General features: G+C 67.0%; 11 protein-coding genes and 1 riboswitch. Of the genes, 5 read left to right on the top strand and 6 right to left on the bottom strand.

All coding sequences use genetic code 11. The features are described from left to right. The first annotated feature begins 89 nt into the window (after positions 1–89). Together acs and AASM09_RS21765 are read left to right on the top strand one after the other, a co-directional pair. Positions 90–2,033, top strand: a complete 1,944-nt coding sequence (gene acs, locus AASM09_RS21760; protein ID WP_049432091.1) for an acetate--CoA ligase — start codon at positions 90–92, stop codon at positions 2,031–2,033. A 95-nt stretch (positions 2,034–2,128) separates the two neighbouring features. Continuing rightward, complete coding sequence (locus AASM09_RS21765) at positions 2,129–2,794, top strand: response regulator transcription factor (protein ID WP_005411662.1); 666 nt, start codon at positions 2,129–2,131, stop codon at positions 2,792–2,794. Positions 2,795–2,885: 91 nt separating this feature from the next. Here the strand turns inward: AASM09_RS21765 and AASM09_RS21770 are convergent, their stop codons facing one another. The 4 genes from AASM09_RS21770 to AASM09_RS21785 form a co-directional block, all read right to left on the bottom strand. Continuing rightward, complete coding sequence (locus tag AASM09_RS21770; protein WP_049432088.1) at positions 2,886–3,341, bottom strand: REP-associated tyrosine transposase; 456 nt, start codon at positions 3,339–3,341, stop codon at positions 2,886–2,888. 146 nt (positions 3,342–3,487) lie between these two features. Further along, on the bottom strand, positions 3,488–4,063 hold the full coding sequence (locus AASM09_RS21775) for a manganese efflux pump MntP family protein (RefSeq protein ID WP_049432085.1): 576 nt from the start codon (positions 4,061–4,063) through the stop codon (positions 3,488–3,490). A gap of 89 nt (positions 4,064–4,152) precedes the next feature. Beyond that, positions 4,153–4,242, bottom strand: a riboswitch (yybP-ykoY riboswitch). An 818-nt stretch (positions 4,243–5,060) separates the two neighbouring features. Then, on the bottom strand, positions 5,061–8,519 hold the full coding sequence (locus AASM09_RS21780) for a hybrid sensor histidine kinase/response regulator (protein WP_049430260.1): 3,459 nt from the start codon (positions 8,517–8,519) through the stop codon (positions 5,061–5,063). Positions 8,520–8,654: 135 nt separating this feature from the next. Further along, on the bottom strand, positions 8,655–10,802 hold the full coding sequence (locus AASM09_RS21785; protein ID WP_049430261.1) for a S46 family peptidase: 2,148 nt from the start codon (positions 10,800–10,802) through the stop codon (positions 8,655–8,657). A 126-nt stretch (positions 10,803–10,928) separates the two neighbouring features. Here AASM09_RS21785 and AASM09_RS21790 point away from each other — a divergent pair, with 126 nt between their 5' ends. From AASM09_RS21790 to AASM09_RS21800, 3 genes are read left to right on the top strand one after another with little or no spacing between them, the layout of a single operon-like run. Next, a complete protein-coding gene (locus AASM09_RS21790; RefSeq protein WP_049430263.1) occupies positions 10,929–12,617 on the top strand; it encodes a molecular chaperone HscC in 1,689 nt (562 codons plus the stop codon). Beyond that, positions 12,614–14,095 carry a transmembrane heat shock chaperone gene (locus AASM09_RS21795; protein ID WP_049430265.1) on the top strand — a complete coding sequence of 494 codons (1,482 nt, stop codon included), beginning with the start codon at positions 12,614–12,616 and terminating at the stop codon, positions 14,093–14,095. The genes AASM09_RS21790 and AASM09_RS21795 overlap by 4 nt, the downstream gene beginning before the upstream one ends. Further along, complete coding sequence (locus tag AASM09_RS21800; RefSeq protein ID WP_049430267.1) at positions 14,092–15,339, top strand: transmembrane chaperone heat shock protein; 1,248 nt, start codon at positions 14,092–14,094, stop codon at positions 15,337–15,339. The genes AASM09_RS21795 and AASM09_RS21800 overlap by 4 nt, the downstream gene beginning before the upstream one ends. 11 nt (positions 15,340–15,350) lie before the next feature. On the opposite strand, the gene AASM09_RS21805 is transcribed toward AASM09_RS21800, so the two are convergent. Next, positions 15,351–19,208, bottom strand: coding sequence for a translocation/assembly module TamB domain-containing protein (locus AASM09_RS21805; RefSeq protein WP_343368659.1), 3,858 nt, complete (start codon positions 19,206–19,208; stop codon positions 15,351–15,353). Next, entirely contained in the window at positions 19,205–21,001 is a 1,797-nt protein-coding gene (locus AASM09_RS21810) for an autotransporter assembly complex protein TamA (RefSeq protein ID WP_080355060.1), read from the bottom strand. The genes AASM09_RS21805 and AASM09_RS21810 overlap by 4 nt, the downstream gene beginning before the upstream one ends. Between the last annotated feature and the right edge of the window lie 7 nt (positions 21,002–21,008).

Below are 21,008 nucleotides of genomic sequence, written 5' to 3' on the forward strand. Positions count from 1 at the left end.
GGCCGGGGGTGGATGGGGCAAACTGAGGGGGATCGGTCGCCGCAATGCTGCGACCGCACACACAAAGTCAACGTGCAAGTGAGGGTGCCATGGCTGATATCTACCCCGTCGATCCGCAGTTCGCCGCCAAGGCACGCATCGACAAGACGTCCTACCAACAGCAGTACCAGGCTTCGGTGACCGACCCGGATGGTTTCTGGGGCAAGGCCGCCGAACGGCTGGAGTGGATGCGCAAGCCGACGAAGATCAGGAACGTCAGCTACGACCTGTCCGACTTCCACATCAAGTGGTTCGAGGATGGCGAGCTCAATGCCAGCGTGAACTGCCTGGATCGCCAGCTCGAGAAGCGCGGCGACAAGACCGCCCTGCTGTTCGAGCCGGACGGCCCGGATGCACCCGCCCAGCACGTGACCTATCGCGAGCTGTACGAGCGCACCTGCCGCCTCGGCAATGCGCTGCGCAACCTCGGGGTCAGGAAGGGCGACCGCGTCACCATCTACCTGCCGATGATCGTCGACGCCGCCGTGGCCATGCTGGCCTGCGCGCGCATCGGTGCGATCCACTCGGTGGTGTTCGGTGGCTTCGCGCCGAACTCGATCGCCGACCGCGTCAGCGACTGCCAGAGCAAGCTGATCATCACCGCCGACGAAGGCCTGCGCGGTGGCCGCAGGATTCCGCTGAAGGCCAACGTCGATGCCGCGCTGAAGCTGCCCGGCACCAATACCGTGGAAACCGTGCTGGTGGTGCGCCACACCGGCGGCGCGGTGGACATGCAGGCGCCGCGCGACCGCTGGTTCCATGATGTGGTGGACAGCCAGCCGGCCAGCTGCGAGCCGGAACGCATGAACGCGGAAGACCCGCTGTTCATCCTCTACACCTCCGGTTCCACCGGCAAGCCGAAGGGCGTGCTGCATACCACCGGTGGCTACCTGCTGTACGCAGCCTACACCCATGAAGCGGTGTTCGACCTGCGCGAGGACGACATCTACTGGTGCACCGCCGACGTCGGCTGGGTCACCGGCCACAGCTACATCGTGTACGGGCCGCTGGCCAACGGCGCGACCTCGCTGATGTTCGAAGGCGTGCCGAACTACCCGGACACCTCGCGCTTCTGGAACGTCATCGACAAGCACAAGGTCAGCATCTTCTACACCGCCCCGACCGCCATCCGTGCGCTGATGCGCGAGGGCGAGGAGCCGGTAAAGAAGACCTCGCGCACCTCGCTGCGCCTGCTCGGCAGCGTGGGCGAGCCGATCAATCCGGAAGCCTGGCGCTGGTACTACGAGGTGGTCGGCGACAGCCGTTGCCCGATCGTCGATACCTGGTGGCAGACCGAGACCGGCGGCATCCTGATCTCGCCGCTGGCCGGTGCGATGGATCTGAAGCCGGGTTCGGCCACCCTGCCCTTCTTCGGCGTGCAGCCGGCGCTGGTCAATGCTGATGGCGAGATCCAGGACGGCCCGACCGAGGGCAACCTGATCATCCGTGACTCCTGGCCGGGCCAGATGCGCACGGTGTACGGCGACCACCAGCGCTTCATCGATACCTATTTCCGCACCTACCCGGGCAGCTACTTCACCGGCGACGGTTGCCGCCGCGACGAGGACGGCTATTACTGGATCACCGGCCGCGTTGACGACGTGATCAACGTGTCCGGCCACCGCATCGGCACCGCCGAAGTGGAAAGCGCGCTGGTCTCGCACCCGAAGGTGGCCGAGGCGGCCGTGGTCGGTTTCCCGCACGACGTGAAGGGCCAGGGCATCTATGCCTACGTGACCCTGGTGGCCGAAGAGGCGCCGAGCGACGAACTGCAGAAGGAACTGGTCGCCTGGGTACGCAAGGAAATCGGCCCGATCGCCACGCCGGACCACCTGCAGTGGGCGCCGGGCCTGCCGAAGACCCGCTCGGGCAAGATCATGCGCCGCATCCTGCGCAAGATCGCCGAGAACGCGCCGGACCAGCTTGGCGACACCTCGACCCTGGCCGACCCGTCGGTGGTGGCGTCGCTGGTGGACGAGCGCAAGGTACGCTGATGCACGACCCGGGGTCAGATCCCTTTCCGCAAGGAAAGGGCTCTGACCCCAGGGGCTTGGCCCCCGAACAGTTTCCCCCACGGTTCCCCCCGACCATGACCACCCTCCTGATTGCCGATGACCACCCGCTGTTCCGCGAAGCCCTGCGCGGCGCCGTGCAGCGGGTCATCCCTGGCGTGCAGTTGTTCGAGGCCGACAGCGTGGAAGCGCTGTATGCACTGGCCGATCAGCACAACGACGCCGACCTGGTCCTGATGGACCTGAACATGCCCGGTGCGCAGGGCTTCAACGCACTGGTGCACATGCGCTCGCTGCACCCGCACCTGCCGGTGGTGGTGGTCTCCGCGCGCGAAGAAGCGACGGTGATGCGGCGTGCGCTCGACCACGGCGCGCTGGGCTTCATTCCCAAGTCGGCCGACTCGGACACCATCGGCCATGCGCTGGGCACCATCCTCGATGGCGAGACCTGGGCACCTCCGGAAGCGCACAACGTGCCACCGACCGAGCGAGAGGAGCGCGAAGTCGGCCAGCGTCTGCGCGAGCTGACCCCGCAGCAGTTCCGCGTGCTGCAGATGCTGGGCGCAGGCCGCTTGAACAAGCAGATCGCCTACGACCTCAACGTCTCCGAAGCAACGATCAAGGCCCACGTCACCGCCATCCTGCGCAAGCTCGGCGTGACCAACCGCACCCAGGCCGTGCTGATGGCCGGCAAGCTGGCCATCGACGACGACGCCATTGTGCTGCCGCCGGAAGAAGATTGACCGTGACGGGCTGCGGAGCCGAGCATGGGCATCTCATGATGCCCTTGTAGAGCCGAGCCCACGCTCGGCTGCTCTTCGTCTGAAGACCACACTAGTCCCGCAGAGGCCACCTGCTCCAGGCGTGGGGATATTCACCGAGACAGTTGGCCAGCCCTGCGCGTACTGGATTGGCCGCGATATACACCGCCTGCGTGCGCAGGCATTCATCCCTGCGCAACGCATGGTCGTAGTACCCCGGCTGCCAGATCGGTGCATTCGCATCAACACGCCTGGCGATGGATCGTCCACTCCTGGACTTCAGGATCTGCATGCAGCCGGCGAGCGTGCCGGTACGCAACTCGATCAACCAGTGCAGGTGATCCGGCATGATCACCCAGGCGAGGGAGAAGCTTCGACCCGTCCGCTCTACCGTGCGCAGGGCTTCGATCAGCAGATCAACGTTGGCCTTGTCACTGAACCAGGGACGGCGCGCACGCGTCACCGTGGTGATCGCATAGACATTGCCGGTATGCGACCAACGACCATAACGGAGTGCGGGACTGGCCATGCAGGAAGACTATGACGCAGCAGACGATCTCCACATCAGCGAAATGCTGCGCTGCATGTCGGCCATTGCCGCAATGTAGAGCCGAGCCCACGCTCGGCTGCTTCGCACGCCAGCCGAGCATGGGCTCGGCTCTACAGGTCCGTGTGTTACGCCACACCGTGCAGGTGTTCGTACAGGATCGTCGCGCCAATGATCACCAGGATCACGCCGCCGATGATCTCGGCACGCTTGCCGACCATGCTGCCCAGTACGCGGCCAAGCATGATGCCGACGGTGACCATGGTCAGCGTGCACAGGCCAATGACCGCGGCCATCACGCCGATATGCACGTCCATGAAGGCCAGGCCGATACCCACCGCCATCGCATCGATGCTGGTGGCGAAACCGGTCAGTGCCAGCTTCCAGAAGCCGTGGTGCTGCGAGGGGTCTTCGTCTTCCTCGGCGCTGTCCGGACGCAGGCCGTTGTAGATCATGTGGATGCCCAGCGCGCCGAGCAGGCCGAAGGCGATCCAGTGGTCGAAGGCCTCGACGTACTGCAGGGCGGCACGGCCGAGCAACCAGCCGATGATCGGCGTGATCGCCTCGATGACGCCGAAGATGATGCCGGCGCGCAGCGCATCGCGGAACACCGGCTTGCGCATGGCAGCACCCTTGCCGATCGCCGCGGCGAAGGCATCGGTGGACATGGCAAAGCCGATCAGGAGGATCGAAATGGGGGACATTGGCGGCTGCTGAAGGTCGGGCAAGGACGGACGCACGGCTCGCGCTCGCGCCCAACCTGACGTTGCGCGCGCGGGCCGCTGGTCTCGCCAACCATCATGGTTGTCCACGCCACGGCGCACTGGCCGAGTATGTTGACGTGGACGATTCCTGCGAAGGAATCCGGCTACTCCCCAAGGGGACGCGCAGCTTAGCACCGCGATCCGCGCGTGGCGCATTTCCAGACAAACGCGCAGGCAGGGCTGGTTTGTATAGCGATGGCTATATCAGCGCCGCGCTGCACGTGCGAGCCGAGCGTGGGCTCGGCTCTACAGAGGGGTCGCGCAACCGGGAACTTGTAGAGCCGAGCCGATGCTCGGCTGCTGTTCGGCCGAACCACGGAATACCACGCACCACGCGCGATCCGAGCGTGCGCTCGGCTCTACAGAGGGGTCGCGCAACCGGGAACTTGTAGAGCCGAGCCGATGCTCGGCTGCTGTTCGGCCGAACCACGGAATACAACGCACCACGCGCGAGCCGAGCGTGGGCTCGGCTCTACAGAGGGGTCGCGCAACCGGGAATTTGTGACGACGAGCCGATGCTCGGCTGCTGTTCGGTCGGACCACGGAATACCACGCACCACGCGCGAGCCGAGCGTGGGCTCGGCTCTACAGAGGGGTCGCGCAACCGGGAACTTGTAGAGCCGAGCCGATGCTCGGCTGCTGTTCGGCCGAACCACGGAATACCACGCACCACGCGCGAGCCGAGCGTGGGCTCGGCTCTACAGAGGGGTCGCGGAACCGGGAACTTGTAGAGCCGAGCCGATGCTCGGCTGCTGTTCGGCCGGACCACGGAATACCACGCACCACGCGCGAGCCGAGCGTGGGCTCGGCTCTACAGAGGGGTCGCGCAACCGGGAACTTGTAGAGCCGAGCCGATGCTCGGCTGCTGTTCGGCCGAACCACGGAATACCACGCACCACGCGCGATCCGAGCGTGCGCTCGGCTCTACAGTTGCCCGTCAGGCGTCGCTGTTGCCAGCATCGCGCAGTGCGCCCAGGAAGGCGCGCAGCGAGGCCGGCTTGATCGGCTTGGTCAGCACGCGGTAGCCGCGTTCGCGCGCCATCCGCTTCAGCTCGTCGCGGCCATCGGCGGTCAGCAGTGCACCCGGCAGCGGATAGCCGGCCGCTTCACGCAGCGCCACCAGCGCATCCAGGCCATCCATGCGGTCATGCAAGTGGTAGTCCACCAGCATCACCTGCGGGCGCTCGGCAATCTTCTCCAGCGCCTGGTCGACGGTGGCGGCGGTGATCACCTGCACCTGCCAGCGGCCCAGCAGCGCGCGCATGCCGTCGAGGATCTCCTCGTCATTGTCCACGCACAGCACGCGCAGGCCAGCCAGCGAATCGCTGCGCAGCGGCGTGGCCACGGCCTGCACCGGCGTGGCCAGTTCGGTGTAGCCCGGCAGCGGCGCCACACGCGGCAGGATGATCGAGAACATCGAGCCGCTGCCGACGCGGCTGCGGGCATTGAGGCGATGGTCCAGCAGTCGCGAGATACGCTGGCAGATCGACAGGCCCAGGCCCAGTCCCTGCTCGCCCCAGTCGAACGGCTGCTGGTAGCGGTGGAACTCATCGAAAATCTGCCGCATGTGGTGCTCGGGAATGCCGGGGCCGGTATCCCATACCTGCAGCTCCACTTCGTCGCCACGATGGCGCACCGCCAGCACGATGCGGCCCTGCCGGGTATAGCGCAATGCGTTGGCGAGGAAGTTCTGCAGCACGCGGCGCAGCAGGCGGCGATCGCTGCGTACCCAGGCCGGGCGCGCGAACAGGTCCAGGCGCAGGCCACGACCTGCGGCCACCGGCGTGTACTGCGCCGCCAGCTCGCGCATCAACGCGCTCACGTCGAACTCCCCGATCACCGGGTGCAGGCCACCGGCATCCAGGCGCGACACGTCCAGCAGGCCATCAAGAAGTTCTTCGGCAGCACGCAGCGACGCATCCACGCGCTCGGCCAGGTGCTTCTGCTCGTCGCTCACGTGGTCGCTGTCGCGCAGCGCGGAAGCGAACAGGCGCGCGGCGTTCAGCGGCTGCAGCACGTCATGGCTGATCGCCGCCAGGAAGCGCGTCTTCGATTGCTGCGCGACCTCGGCCTCGTGCGAGCGCTCGGCCACGCGCTGTTCCAGCGTCTCGTTGGCTTCCAGCAGTGCCTTTTCCGCGTGCTTGTAATCGGTGATGTCGTTGTAGCTGGTCACGTAGCCGCCGCCGGGCAGTGCCTGGCCGCGCATCTCGATCACCTTGCCGTCGCTGCGGGTGCGCTCGAACACGTGCGGTGAACCGGCGCGCATGTAGCCGATGCGGCGGTTGATCTGCACTTCGATATCGCCCTCGCCCAGCTCGCCACGCTCGGCGTTGTAACGGATCAGGTCGGCCACCGGGCGGCCCACGTAGAGCATGCCGTCGGGGTAGCCGAACATGTCCTGGTAACGGCGGTTCCATGCGGTCAGGCGCATGTCCGGATCGACCACGCTGACCCCGGCACTGATGTTCTCCAGCGTGGTCGACAGGATCTCGCGGTTGAAGCGCAGCTCCTGCCCGGCTTCGTCCAGCACCGCCACCACTTCGCCCAGGTCCATGCCCGAGCCACGCAGCAGGCTGGTCAGCAGCAGGCGCGCCGATGCCGCACCAATCGATGCGGCCAGCAGGCGCTCGGTGAACTGTACCCACGGTCGGTCCGCAGGCGCAGAGGATTGCAGCTCGCGGCCCAGCGACTGCGCCTGCTCGAAGAACGAACGCCGTGCATGGCGTTCGCCGACCACGCGCGAGGCCAGCGCCAGCAGGTCGCCCACGTGCACGTGGCCGGGCCAGCCACCCGCCACCGACGGGCGTTCGGCATAAGGATCGAGGAACGGCGCGGCACGCAGGCGTTCGTCCACGCCGGGGCGCCAACGCGCGGACACCAGCATCATCGTTGCCGCATTCACCAGCAGCGACCAGAAGGTTCCATGGGTCAGCGGGTCCCAGCCGGTCATGCCGAACAGCTGCTGCGGGCGCAGCCACTCGATGCCGAACGGGCCGTGCTGCACCCAGCCCGCGTCAACCCAACCGGCCATGGTCATCGCCGGCAGCAGCAGGGTGTACAGCCAGGTGGCGAAGCCCAGCAGCATGCCCACCTCGACGCCACGGCGGCTGGCGCCGCGCCAGTACAGCCCGCCGATCAGGCCGGGCGCGAACTGCGCCACCGCCGCGAACGCCATCAGGCCGTACGAGGCCAGCGTGCTGTCGTTGCTGCTGGTGCGGTAGTAGCTGTAGGCCATCAATGCCAGCAGCAGGATCGCCAGGCGGCGGATCCACAGCACGCGCGAGGCGACGTCGGCGGCCTCCTGGTGGTCACCGCTCCGGCGCAGCAGCACCGGCATCACCAGGTCGTTGCTGACCATGGTGGCCAGTGCGATGGACGAGACGATGACCATCCCGGTGGCTGCCGAGAAGCCGCCCACATAGGCGATCAGCGCCAGCGCATTGCGGCCCTCGGCCAGCGGCAGCGCCAGCACCATCGAGTCGTCGGCGACGCTGCCGCCGGTGCCGAACAGGGTCACGCCGGCGGTGGCGATCGGCAGCACCATGCCCGAGATCAGCACCAGGTAGCCACCGAACATCCAGCGCGCGCGGCGCACGTCGCGCACGTCACCACACTCGACCACCGCCACGTGGAACTGGCGCGGCAGGCATATGATGGCCAGGAAACTGAGCAGCGTCTGCGAGATGAATCCCACCGGCGGCAGCCCGGTGAACAGTGTATGCACCGACTCCACCACCGCGTCGGTGCGGTTGCTCAGCCACAGGTAGGCGAACACGCCCACCGCCACCATCGCCAGCAGCTTGATCACCGATTCGAAGGCGATCGCCAGCATCATGCCGTGGTGGTGCTCGGTGGCATCGACCTGGCGGGTGCCGAACAGCGTGGCGAACAACGCCATCAGCAACGCCACGTACAGCGCCGGGTCGGTGAAGAAACCGGTGGGGCCGGTGTTGCCGGTCAGCACCTGCAGGCTCATCGCCACCGCTTTGTACTGCAGGGCGAGGTACGGAATGATGCCGATCAGCGCGATGATCGCCACCAGCGCCGCCAGCCGCCGCGAGCGTCCGAAGCGCGAGGAGATGAAATCGGCGATGGAGACCACGTTCTGGCTGCGCGCGATCAGCGCCAGGCGCTCGATGATGCGCCAGCCGAACAACAGCAGCAGCAACGGACCGATGTAGATCGGCAGGTAGCCGATGCCGTTGCGCACGGCGGTACCCACGGCGCCGTAGAAGGTCCACGACGAACAGTAAACGGCCAGCGCCAGGCTGTAGACCACCGGCCGCAGCCACGGCCGGTCGGGATACATCGGCCGACGGTCACCCCACCACGCTACGCCGAACAGCAGCGCGGCATAGGCAACCGAGACCAGCAGCAGGATCCAACTGGAGACCACGCGTGTGTTTCCGTCGGAGGAACCCGCAGTGTAGGCCAGGCGTGGCCGGGGGTGCGGGCTCGTTGGGGGCAACCACCCCCACCAAGGTGGGGGTCTACGCGGTGCGGGCCACGACCGTTGGTCGTGGCCGGCTTCTTACTGGGCCGGCACGCCCATTTCCTTCAGCAGCTCGGGCGCCGGGTAGACCTTGGCCAGCAGCCAGCGCAGGTAGCGCATGTCCACGTGCACGGCGCGCTTGTAGCGCGGGTCGAACCACCAGCTGGCGCTGACCGATTCCCAGTTGCTGTCGAAGTTCAGGCCGATCAGTTCGCCCTTGGCGTTGAGCACCGGCGAGCCGGAGTTGCCGCCGGTGGTGTCCAGGTTGGTCAGGAAGTTGACCGTCTGGGTCTTCAGCGCCGGGTCGGCGGTGCTGCCGAAGTCACCCTTGGCGATCGCCGCCAGCAGCGGCTTGGGAGCATCGAACGGATAGGCGTTGGTGTTCTTCTCGACAATGCCGGCCACGGTGGTCACCGGCGAGTAGGTCACGCCGTCGCGCGGGTGCAGCGCCTCGACCTTGCCGTAGCTGATCCGCAGGGTGCGGTTGGCATCCGGGTACACCGCACGGCCCTGCTTGGCACGCCAGGCGAACAGCGCCTGCATGTACGCCGGGCGCAGGCGCAACTGCTCGCCTTCGCGGGTCTTGCTCTCGTTCTCGATGCGCAGCTGCGCGGCCACCAGCGGGCCGGCCACGGCGATGAGCGGGTCTGCGGCCAGGGCCTTGCCTTCGCGGGCGGCAGCAAAGCGCGACAGGCGCTGCGCCTCGTCACCCAGCTGGGTGCCGGCGTACAGGGTGTCCAGCGCCTTGGCCAGCTGCTCCGGGGTGCGGCCGAAGGCAGCGTCGAACTCGGCCACGCGCTGTGCGTCCGGCAGCTGCTGGTAGCGGGTCAGCAATGTGGTCAGCAGGGCCTTCTCGACCTCCGGTGCGTAGCGGCGCTGGACCTGCTTGAGCACGCCTTCGATCATCGCCTGGTCGCGCTGCTGGTAGCCGCTCTCGCGCTGCGCGTCAGGCTTGGCCGATTCAATGCGCAGGCGCTCCAGCAGCAGCGCCGAGCGCAGCAGCTGGCTCTGCGCGGCCATCTGGTCCAGCAGCAGGTCACGCTCGCCCACCGCCGCGCCCTGCGACAGGTTGGCCAGCAGCGCCTTGATATCGCCCTGGTACTTGCGGTCGGTGGCAGCCAGCATCGCCGTCTCGTCGGCGGCACGCTGGGCCTTGGCATCGCTGCGCAGCAGGCCTTCCAGTTCACCGGCAGCGCGCTTGCGGTTGTTCTTCAGCGACTGCAGCTGCGAGGCGTAGCGGGTACGTGCCTGCGCATCCTTGGCGCTGGCGGCCTCAATGGTGTCGATCATCTGCTGGAACACCGACACGCGGCGAGGCAGCACGGCATCGATCTGGCTGGCGAATTCGGCGGCGGTACGGTGGCGGTAGGTGATGCCCGGGTAACCGGCCAGCATCGCGTAATCGCCTTCCTTCGGGCCTTCCACCGACATCTGCAGGTGTGCCGGCGCCTGGTAGGGCACGTTGTCCTTGCTATAGGCGGCCGGCTTGCCGTCCTTGCCGACATAGGCGCGCAGCAGGGTGAAGTCGCCGGTGTGGCGCGGCCACATGAAGTTGTCGATCTCGTCGCCGTAGTTGCCTATCGCGCGCGGCGGTGCATACACCAGGCGCACGTCGCTCAGTTCCAGCTGGGCGATGCGGTAGAAGTCGGTGCCGTAGTACATGTTGGCCACCGAGCAGCGCACGCTGCCATCCTTCTCGCACTCGGCCACGATCTGCTTGCTGGCCGCGTCCACCGCATCGAAATAGGCGCGACCGGTCTTGCCACGGGCCTGCGCGAGCACCTGGTCGGTCACCTTGTCGAAGCCGACGGTGACCAGCACGCGGAAGTCCGGGTTGGCCGGGCGCTCGTCGGCACGATCCTTGGCGATGAAGCCACCGTTGATCAGGTCGTGCTCGGGCGAGCTGTTGTACTGGATCACGCCCATCGCCACGTGGTGGTTGGTCAGCAGCAGGCCATCGGCGGACACGAACGAGCCGGTGCCGCCACCGGCACGCACCACCGCGCTCAGCGGCGGCGCGGTGACGTTGGCCAGGTCGGCCGGATTGCCTTTGAAGCCGGCTGCCTGCAGCGGCTTGGCCAGTTCCGGCAGCTGGGTCGGCATCCACATGCCTTCATCGGCGTGGGCACCCGCGGCGAGGGTCAGGCCCAGGGCCAGGGCGGTGGGAAGGGCTTTGCGTGGTGACATGAGGCAATCCGGTACGACAGAACAGCTCGGGACCATAGCCGCTGGGGCGCTGTCGGGCAACGCCCGATAGTCAGGCCTGCGCCGCACTCCTAGAATTGCCGTTTTCTGCACATCGGACGTCAGCAGATGATCGTCGGTATCGATCTTGGCACCACCCATTCCCTCGTCGGCATGCACACGGCAGCCGGGCCGCAGCTGTTCCCCAATGCCCATGGCGAGCTGTTGACGCCGTCGGTGGTGAGCCTGGTGGATGGCGCCGTGCTGGTTGGCCAGCCGGCCCGCGACCGCCTGGTCAGCCATCCACAGCAGACCGTGGCCCACTTCAAGCGCTGGATGGGCAGCGATCGCGAGACCCGGCTGGGTGAGCGCAGTTTCCGCCCCGAGGAGCTCTCGGCCATGGTGCTGCGCTCGCTGCTGGCTGACGCTGAAGCCGCCCTGGGCCACAAGGTGGAGGAGGCGGTGATCAGCGTACCGGCGTATTTCTCCGACGCCCAGCGCAAGGCCACCCGGGCGGCCGGCGAGCTGGCCGGCATCCGCGTCGAGCGCCTGATCAATGAACCCACGGCCGCCGCGCTGGCCTATGGCCTGCAGGAGCGTGATGGCGAAGGCCGCGTGCTGGTGCTGGACCTGGGCGGTGGCACCTTCGATGTCTCCATCCTGGAACTGTTCGACGGCGTGGTCGAAGTACATGCCAGCGCCGGCGACAACTTCCTGGGCGGCGAGGATTTCCTGCAGGTACTCGTGCAGGCCTTCCATGCCGACCAGGGCACGTCCGCCGGCGACCTGTCCGCTGCCGAACAGGCGCAGCTGCTGCGTCGGCTGGAACTGTTCAAGCGCGAACTCAGCCTGAGCGGCGCCGCCAGCCTGCAGTTGCCCCTGGCCGGCAGCGAACGCCAGTGGCAGATGGACGAGGCACGCTACACGCAGCTCTGCGAGCCACTGCTGCTGCGCATGCGTGCGCCCATCGAACGCGCGATCCGCGACGCCCGGCTCAAGCCCGAGGCGCTGGACGACATCATCCTGGTCGGCGGTGCGGTACGCATGCCGATGGTCAGCAAGCTGGCGACCCGCATGTTCGGCCGGCTGCCGCTGCGCCACGTCCATCCGGACCAGGCAATTGCATTGGGTGCCGCCGTTGCCGCCGGGCTGAAGGCACGCGACGAATCGCTGCGCGAGGTCGTGCTGACCGATGTCTGCCCCTACACGCTGGGCACGCAGGTGTCCCGCCAGGATGCTTCCGGTGGCGAGCGCAGCGGCTATTTCCACCCGATCATCCAGCGCAACAGCGTGGTGCCGGTCAGCCGCGAGGATCGCTTCTACCCGGTGCACGAGCGGCAAAGCGCCATTCGCATCGACGTGTTCCAGGGCGAGAGCCCGACGGTGGATCGCAACATCAAGCTCGGTGAGCTGACCGTGCCGCTGACCCATTCTGTCTCGATGCAAGAACGCAGCGTCACCGCCCGCTTTACCTACGACGTGAATGGGCTGCTGCAGGTCGAAGTCACCGAGGACGCCACCGGCAAGCGCCACGAGCTCATCCTGGAGCAGAATCCCGGACTGCTGTCACCCGAAGAGATCCAGCAGCGCCTGCGCGCACTGGAAGCGCTGAAGATCCACCCGCGTGACGCCCAGCCCAACCTCGCGGTAATCGCCCGCACCGAGCGCCTTTACGAGGAACGCATCCATCACCGCGAACAGTTGCAGTCGTGGCTGAGCAGCTTCCGCCATGTGCTGGAGAGCCAGGATGCCGTTGCCGTCGAGCGTCATCGCCATCAGCTGGACGAGGCACTCGACACCCTCGAGCGCGATGCATGAGCTGGGCACTTCACGTCCTGGAGCTGGACGAATCCGCTGACGAGCGCGCGATCAAGCGCGCCTACGCAAAGCGCCTGCGGGTGACTCGCCCCGACCAGGATCCCGTCGCCTTCCAGCACCTGCATGAGGCCTATCAGGCAGCATTGGACTGGGTCCGCCAGGAAGCGCTGGCCGGTACCGATGCTGCGGACGAGGACGAGGACGAGGACGAGGACGAACCGGCGGAGCATGCAGCCGATATCGGCCCCTGGCCGCACGACGCCGACGTGGCATGGGCGCCACCCGAAACGCGTTCGTACTCGCCTCCGTTGCCACCCCGCGGCACGCCTGTGCTGCTGCGCACGGCACCGGTGGTGGAGCTGGACGGGGTGGTCGATGTAGCAAGCCACGCCCAGTTGATCCTGCGCCAGGCATACCTGTTGCCGGTCGACGACTTCGGCCCCTGGCTGGAAGCCACGCCGGTGCTGTGGTCGCTGCGCTACAAGCCATTGGTGGGCGACGCGCTGCTGGATGAACTGGCACGCAGTCACAACGGCATCAGCGCAGCCAACATGGGTCTGCTGGCACGCTGCTTTGGCTGGGATGATGTACACGATGGCGTGGATCCGGACAGGCTGGCATCGATCCAGTCGCGCGGTCATCGACGCTGGGCCGCCGAGACCGGGAATGCGGCGGAGCTGTCGGCACTGCTTGAACAAGAGGGCAGCCTGCGGCTGGGGAAGATCACGGTCAGCCGTTGCCTGCGTTACCTGTCGCAGCCATGGCACCCGCGACGATCCCTCTGGCAGGCGCAGCTGCCCGAGCACATCAATGAAGTCAACGCACTGCTGGATGCCATCGAGGCGGGCGGAAGGGAACAGGTGCCCGAGGCATGGGATCCGCAGCAGATCCTGTTCTGGCGAAGTCTTGCAGACATCTCCCGGCCCAACCGGTGGCGCTGGCAGCTGAACGCACTGCGTGGCGTACTGCTGGGCGTTTGCAGCCTGTTGTTCTTTGCTGGAATCGCAGGCGTCTCGCTGGTCCAGGGAAAGACGGGCGAAGCCGCGATTTTCGCCCAGCTGGGGGTGCCTTTTGGCCTGCTGCTGGCTGCGATCGGCGCACTGTGGGTGCCTGTGCGCTGGGCGCTGCGCCAGCTGACGCTGGATCTGCCCCCTTCACGCTGGGGATGGCTGCTGGCGCTGCCAGCGCCCTTGATGGCGATCGGCAGCCTGGTTCTTGTCCATGGCCTTGGCCACCGCATCGAAGGTACCCTGTTGATCTTCATGGCACTGCCCTTGGCGACTACGCGCCTGTGGCGACGCGTCGGTTCGCGGATACGGTTCGGAATCCGACATGCCGTGTTCATGGTGCTTGCCATGCTGATCGCCGAAGCAGGCATCGTTCTGATCCTGCTGCAGTGGGGAGCCGAGTTCATACATCGCACGCGCCGTCACGCGTCGATTGACGGGCTCCCGCCGGCCTCTGGAAACACCGTGTGAACCGGGCACTGGACGCGCTCGGGCTCGACACCGACGCCGACGAACGGGCGATCAAGCGCGCCTACGCGCAGAAACTGCGCACGGCGCGCCCTGACGAAGACCCCGTGGCATTCCAGGCGCTGCACGAGGCTTACCAGGAGGCCCTGCTGTGGGTGCGCAACCGCACGCAATGGCAGGAGGAAGACGGTGCAGAAGCGCTGTCGGCCCCACCTGCAGACAACAGCCCACCCGGCCCACCGGCGCTGTACGACAGCCATTCGTCGATGGACCACATGCCGGTGCTGCATCGTCCATGCACGTTCGACACCGACCTGCCGGACGATGTGGTGGAGCCGTCATTGAACCTGCCCCGGTTTGCGCGTCTGCTGATCAACACCGCGACCGATGCCGACCCGGCCAGCTTCGAGCACTGGCTGGCCCATCGTCCGGAGCTGTGGTCATTGGCCGACAGGCCGCGTATCGGTGACGTGGTATTGCAGCAGCTGCTGCACGAGGGCCGGCCGCTGTGCGAGTCCAACTTCGATCTGCTCGGTCGATACTTCTGCTGGGATGAGATCCGGGCTGATATCGATCCCTACCGCGTCCGCGCACGGCGCAACCTGCTGCATCGCCACTGGCAGCTGCAGCCGCGCAACCACGCGGCCCTCACCGCAGCCCTGGACCGACCGCACGACCGGGTGTCCGCTATCGAGGCGCATGCCCGCGTGGAACGCTTGACCCGACCATGGCACTGGCTGCAATCGCTGCTGTCGGCCAGCGTGCCCGGGCGTGCTGCCACCATGCGGCACACGATGCAGCGTCTGGGGGTGCATGGCGTCCGTGACACGCTGGCGCCATTGGACGGGGATCAGGTCGCCTTCTGGATGGCGATATCCGAACCCAGGCGCTTCAATCTCATGAAGATGCAGGTGGCAATTGTCCGCTGCCTGCTGGGCGCTCTCGTCGTGCTGGCCGTCCTGGCGGCGCTGGCCTTGCTGGGTGATGCCGCTCGACCCATCGCGATCAGCACGTCCAGCATGAAACACGTGGCAATCCATGCCTCGGTGGTCATCGTGTCTGGCGTCCTCATGCTGACACCCTTCGTTGGAGGGACTCCATCGCGGACGGCGTCCGCGCCAGCGCCCGTCGAGCGACCGTCGCCGCTTGATGGACTCGGCATGCTCACGCACGGGCCTCGTCCGCGCAGGCCAGCCCGTTCCTTCGCCGTTGTCCGCCAGATGGACCCCGGCACAGAGGGGGGGTGAGTGGCGACGGGTTATTTCTCCCGCCGCCAGTTGATCGAACCACGGTTTTCCACCGTGCTCGATTCCACTTCCACGTCGAAGCCGCGGCGCAGCAGGTACTTCAGCGTGATCACCGAACCGGCACCGACCAGCGATACTCCGTAGCCGACGTACAGCTTGGGCGAGATGTACTTGCCGACACCGATCACCGAGCCGCCCAGCGCGCGCGACTGGCTCACACCGGCGTCGTCCAGGCCCAGCTTGGCACCCAGCTGCGACGCCAGCAGGCCGCTGCCGGCCGAGAGTGCCGCCGAGGCCGCGTTGACCTGCTGGGCCTGGTCGCTGCTGGCACCGGTCAGGCTGCGACCCAGCACCAGATAGGCCAGTGCTTCGGACTGCGACATCGCCGGCTCGGACCACACGTCCGCACGCGGCTGCTGCGCACGCCCGGTCACGTCGATGCCGGCAGTGACATCACCGATCCGGCGCTCGGCACGGATGTTGATGCGCGGGTCGGACACCGCGTTGTAGTTCCAGGTGAGGTTGCCACGGGTGATGGTCAGGTCCTGCCCGTACGCCTTGTAGCGGCCACTGACTTCCAGCCCGCCGTTGGCGGTCATTTCGCGGCCAGGCTTGGCCCAGACCTGCATCTTGCCGGTCAGCGCGCCCTTCAGGCCGAAGCCGGTCATCTTCACCTTGTCGCCGAGGCTGACCGTCAGGTCCATGTCCAGCGGCGAGGTGCGCGACTCTTCCGGATCGGCCGGGTCGAGCACCACCACGTCTTCGGACACCGAGGTGCCACGGTCCAGGCGCTCAAGGTCGATGTCGGCCTCGGGCACGTGCACGGTGCCACGCAGCTCCATCGCCGCCTTGGCCAGGGTGAAGTCGAGGTTGGGATTGGCGACGATGCGCAGTTCGCTGGTGTTGGACAGCAGCACGTTCTCGCCGTGGATCTTCAGCTGCAGCGGCTGCGCATCGCCGAACCAGGACAGGCCACCATCCACGTACAGCGTGCCCTGGCCGGAGTTGGCCTGCGCAGTGATCTTCGCCGAGCCATCGGGCTGCGCCACGAAGCTGCCCTTGCCCTGGTCGAAGGTCAGGCCCAGTGCCGGGAATTCACCCTTGAAGTTGCTCAGCTGCGCGTCGCCACCCAGCGACGGCTGGCCACGCGTACCGCGCAGGCTGACGTGGCCTTCGATCAGGCCGGTCGGGCGCACGATGTCCGGCGAGAACAGCTCCAGCCAGTACAGCCGCGACATGTTGAGGTAGAGCTCGCCGTTCAACGGCGCGCTGGCTTCCCAGCCGGTCTGCATCTTCGCGTCGACGAAGCCGTTGCCCTGGAAGCCCATGCCCAGGTAGCCCTTGATGCTGGCTGGGGTCATGTCGAGTTTCAGCGAGAACTGGTCATATCGCACCAGCTCGCCACGGGTGGTATCGCCCACGGTGTTGCGGTTCTCGCCCAGGCGCACGCCGCCTTCCTTCGAGCGCACTTCCACGTGGCCTTCCCAGGCATTGCCGCGCGGGCGGATCTGCGCGTCCAGGCTGACATCGCCGCGCAGGTAGATGCGGCGGCCGGACTGCGGCGGCAACCACGGCTGCACCAGTGCCAACGGCAACGCATCACTGCGCACCACCAGGCCCTCGCGCGGCCAGTTGGCCTGTGCGCACAGTGCGCCGCTGCTGGCGGCGGCCAGGCAGGCCTCGGACAGCGTGTAGGTTCCGCCGTTGATCGCGAACGCCGCCGGTGCACGAAGCGACCAGGCATCGCCCTTCACCGGCGCGATGCGCAGCGAAGCCAGTTCGCCGCGCCACTGCGTGCCCTGCTGGCGCACGCTGCCCTGCAGCTCGACCGCGCCCATCTCGTTGCGGGTCTGCGCCGCCAGGCGCAGGTTGGAGACACTGCCCTGCGCGTCCACATTCAAGCGTTCCAGCAGCATGCCGGCGTTGACCTGCTGGCCCTGCACCGCCAGCGAGCCGCTGTCGCCGCGCCACGGCAGGTGGCCCTTGATGCTCACGCTTTCGGCGCCGTAGCCATCCCAGTTGAGGTTGTTGCCGACCAGGTCGGCGGTGATGTCCGGTGCATCGCGCGGGCCCTTCACCTGCACCTGGCCGCGCAGGCCACCATCGGCGCCCGGCAGCAGATCGCTCAGCTGCAGCGGTTCGAAACGCGCATCGATGTCGAGGCGGTCACCGACCTTGCCCGACGCGGTCACCCGGCTGCTGCCCAGCGACAGCTTCAGGTCACCCTGGCCCTGCGCGCCCTGCAACGCGAACTTGCCCTGCGCGTCGAGGTTGCGCTGGCGCAGCATGCCCTTCAGCGACGGCAGATCGACCGTGGCTTCGAGCGTGCCGGCGGTACCCGGCGGCGCATTGGCCGGCGGCGGCAGCTGGCGGCCCTTCGAGGCCAGGTTGCCGGACAGGCGGCCATTCCAGCCCGGCACGAAATAGCCGGGGTCGAAGTCCTTCAGCGTGGCCTTGGCATCCCAGTCCAGCTGCGGTGCCCACGCCACCTGGCCTTCCACCTGCAGCTGGCCACCCGGGGTCTGTGCCTGCAGCTGGTGGATCGACGCGGCCTGGTCGTTGCCGCGCACATCGAAGCGCAGCTGTGCCTTCTGCGCATCACGCTCGACCTCGGCACGGCCGATCGCCGCCCAGGCCTTGAGGGTACCGGCCAGTCCGAAGCGCGCTTCCTTCAGGGTGACCGGCACCGGTGCGCTGCCGGCCGTGTTCGGATCGGGCGCCGGCACGTAGGTCAGATCGCGTGCGACCACCGAGAAGTTGAGCTTCTGCTGGTCTTCCTGGCTGAAATCGGCCGTGCCTTCCAGCCGCGCTTCGCCGCCAAGCCCCTTCACCAGCAGTGGTGAAACCTTCAGCACCTGGTCCTGCAGCGACACCACCGACGGTGCCAGCTCCAGTTCCTGATCGCCCTGCTTGATCCTGCCGTGCAGGTTGGCGTTGCCGCCCTTGCCGGCCGCGGTGAAATCCAGTGCCAGCGGTGCGATCGCCGTGCTCGCCAGTGCCGGCGACAGCAGCGCCAGGTCCAGTTCGTCGCTGCGCACCGTGGCGTTCCAGGTCGGGTCGGTACGGCCATCGAACACCAGCATCGCGTGCAGCGGCTTCGGCGCGCGCCCGGCTACGGCCACCTCCATGTGCGCCAGGTCGCCACGAGCGACCAGGCCGACGGTGGCGGCGGTACGTCCACGCGGCGCCGGCAGCACGGCAGTGACGGTCACGTCGGTGTCGTAGTCCTTGGCCGGGATATAGCGGCCCTGGGCGGTGAAATTGCCCATGTCGCTGTCCACCACCAGTTTGTGCGCCTGGAACTCGCCGTTGGCGATCTCGATGCCGCCACGCACGCGGCTGATGTCGATCACCGGCTCGTTGGCCTGGCTGATGCGGAAGCCATCGATGGCGATGGCGTCGGCCTGGATCGCCAGCGGCATCTCGATCTGCGGCAGCGAATCCGGCCACGACGGCAGCTTGAACGGCTCCTCACTCTTGGCCAGGTTCAGCGTCGCGTTGGTCAGCTCCAGCTTGTCCAGCAGCAGCTTGCGACCCAGCAGCGGGCGCAGGTCCGGCTCCAGGTGCGCGCGTTCTGCATGGAAATGGATGTCGTCGTAGCGGAAGTCGACGTTGTACAGGGTCAGCGGGCCGGCCACCGGGCCGTCCACCTTGTCCCAGGTGAAGCTGGCGCCCACCGGCAGCCGCGCCACCACCTGCGCCAGCAGCACGTCACGGCCGGCCACGGTCTGCAGCAACCAGTAAACCGCCAGCAGGGCCAGCAGCACCAGGCCTAATACGCCAACGCCCGACCAGGCCCAGAAGCGGCGGCGGCGATAGAAGCGCACGCGCGGCGGCGGCGTGTTCGGGCTCGGTGCGGGCGTGCTCACAGGTCCGCTCCGATGTTCAGGTACAGCTGGAACTGCGAATCCGGGTTGTTCAGGCCATGCGCGATATCCACGCGCACCGGTCCCACCGGCGATTTCCAGCGCACGCCGAAGCCGACGCCGGTATGCAGGTCGATGGTGTTGTCGAAGGCGCTGCCGGTATCGACGAACACCGCCGCACCCCACGGGCCACCGTTGAAGTAGTGCTCGTACTCGGCCGAGCCGATCACCAGGTTCTTGGCGCCCAGCGCGTATTTGTCCGGTGCCGGCGTGCGCGGCCCCACTTCGCGGTAGGCATAGCCACGGATGCTGCGGTCACCGCCGGCGAAGTAGCGCAGGCTCGGCGGCATCGCCACCAGGTCGCTGGTCCAGGTGGTGCCGCCTTCGCCGCGCAGGATCAGGCGATTGCTTTCACCCACCGGGATGTACCAGCGCAGCACGGCGTTGGCCTGTACGAAGCTGGTGTCCGAACCGGCGCCCTCGATGCCGGCACGCATGGTCGCGGTACCGCTGATGCCCTTGCGCGGGAACATCTCGTCGTCGACGTTGACGTAGTCGGCGACCATCTGCGGATACACCAGGGTCGAGGTGTTGTAGACCGCATCGGTGAATTCAGTGCCAGAGGCATAGCGCCAACGCTCGCGCAGTGCGTTGATCGAGGCGATCGCGGTCCAGTGCTCGTTGATCTCGCCGCTGCGGCTGGCGATCAGCTTGAAGTTGCGCAGGTCGATGTAGTCGGTCTGCTCGTCGTAGGCGCTGGCAGCGAAGGTGTACCAGCCATCGAGCCAGTTGAAAGCCGGAATGCGGTAGCTGGTCACCAGGCTCTTGCGCTTCTGCGCATAGTCCAGCTGCGTGTTCATCTTGTGGCCGCGGTTGTTCAGGAACCGCCGCTCGATGCCACCGCGCACACCCGGGCCGCTCTCGCTGCCGTAGCTCAGGCCGGCGGTGTAGATGGTGCGCTTGGCGCGGGTCAGCTTCACATCCACCGGCACCTCGCCGTTGGCATCAGCCTCGTCCGGCCGCGGCTGGATGTCGATCACGCTGAAGTAGTCCAGCTTGGTCAGCGACTCGCGCAGCCGGTCCAGCTTGCCCTCGTGGAAATAGCTGCCCTGTTCCCAGTACACCAGCGGGTCGAACAGCTTGTCGACGAAGTAGTCCTGCTCGAAACGCACCGGGCCCATGTTGTAGCGCCGGCCGCTGTCCCAGGTCAGATCGATGTCGGCGGCATTGTCGGCACGGGTGATCTGCACCTGCCGCTGGGTGTAGTCGGCGTCGAAATAGCCACGTTCGGCCAGGCGGCGGGTGACGGTGATCTTGCTGGCTTCGTACTGCGTATGCTCGAACCGCTGGCCCTTGCGCGGCTTGAACGCGGCCAGGTCGTCCTGCAGGTACTGGTCGTACATCGCTGGGCCGGTGATGTCGATGTGCTCGCGGCGCACGGTCACCGGGGTGCCCTTGTCGACATGGATCAGCACACGCACGTGCTCATCCACGCGCGGCGCTTCGACCTTGATGACCGGGTTGTAGTACCCGAACGGTTCCAGCGCCTGGCGGGTCTGCCGCTCGGCCTGTGACAGCAGGTATTCCAGGCGCGACTCGCCCTGCTCCTTGCCGATCGTGTCGTACAGCGACAGCGATTCCTGGATGTTCTCGATGATCGCGGCGTCGTCGCCCTTGTCCAATCCCTTGATGTCCACCTTGTCGATGGTGCCGCGCGCGTGGGCCACGGAGGTGGCGGCCAGCGACAGGACCATCAGCGGCAGGGCGTATTTCTTTGGCTGCATGCGGCACAGCATACCGACC

The sequence above is a fragment of the Stenotrophomonas maltophilia genome, assembly GCF_039555535.1.
In the GTDB taxonomy this organism is placed as follows: Bacteria; Pseudomonadota; Gammaproteobacteria; order Xanthomonadales; family Xanthomonadaceae; genus Stenotrophomonas; species Stenotrophomonas maltophilia_Q.

Excerpts from the sequence above, each read along its gene's own strand:
- acs (WP_049432091.1), top strand. The coding sequence starts at position 90 with ATGGCTGATATCTACCCCGTCGATCCGCAGTTCGCCGCCAAGGCACGC.
- AASM09_RS21765 (WP_005411662.1), top strand. The coding sequence starts at position 2,129 with ATGACCACCCTCCTGATTGCCGATGACCACCCGCTGTTCCGCGAAGCC.
- AASM09_RS21770 (WP_049432088.1), bottom strand. The coding sequence starts at position 3,341 with ATGGCCAGTCCCGCACTCCGTTATGGTCGTTGGTCGCATACCGGCAAT.
- AASM09_RS21775 (WP_049432085.1), bottom strand. The coding sequence starts at position 4,063 with ATGTCCCCCATTTCGATCCTCCTGATCGGCTTTGCCATGTCCACCGAT.
- AASM09_RS21785 (WP_049430261.1), bottom strand. The coding sequence starts at position 10,802 with ATGTCACCACGCAAAGCCCTTCCCACCGCCCTGGCCCTGGGCCTGACC.
- AASM09_RS21790 (WP_049430263.1), top strand. The coding sequence starts at position 10,929 with ATGATCGTCGGTATCGATCTTGGCACCACCCATTCCCTCGTCGGCATG.
- AASM09_RS21795 (WP_049430265.1), top strand. The coding sequence starts at position 12,614 with ATGAGCTGGGCACTTCACGTCCTGGAGCTGGACGAATCCGCTGACGAG.
- AASM09_RS21810 (WP_080355060.1), bottom strand. The coding sequence starts at position 21,001 with ATGCTGTGCCGCATGCAGCCAAAGAAATACGCCCTGCCGCTGATGGTC.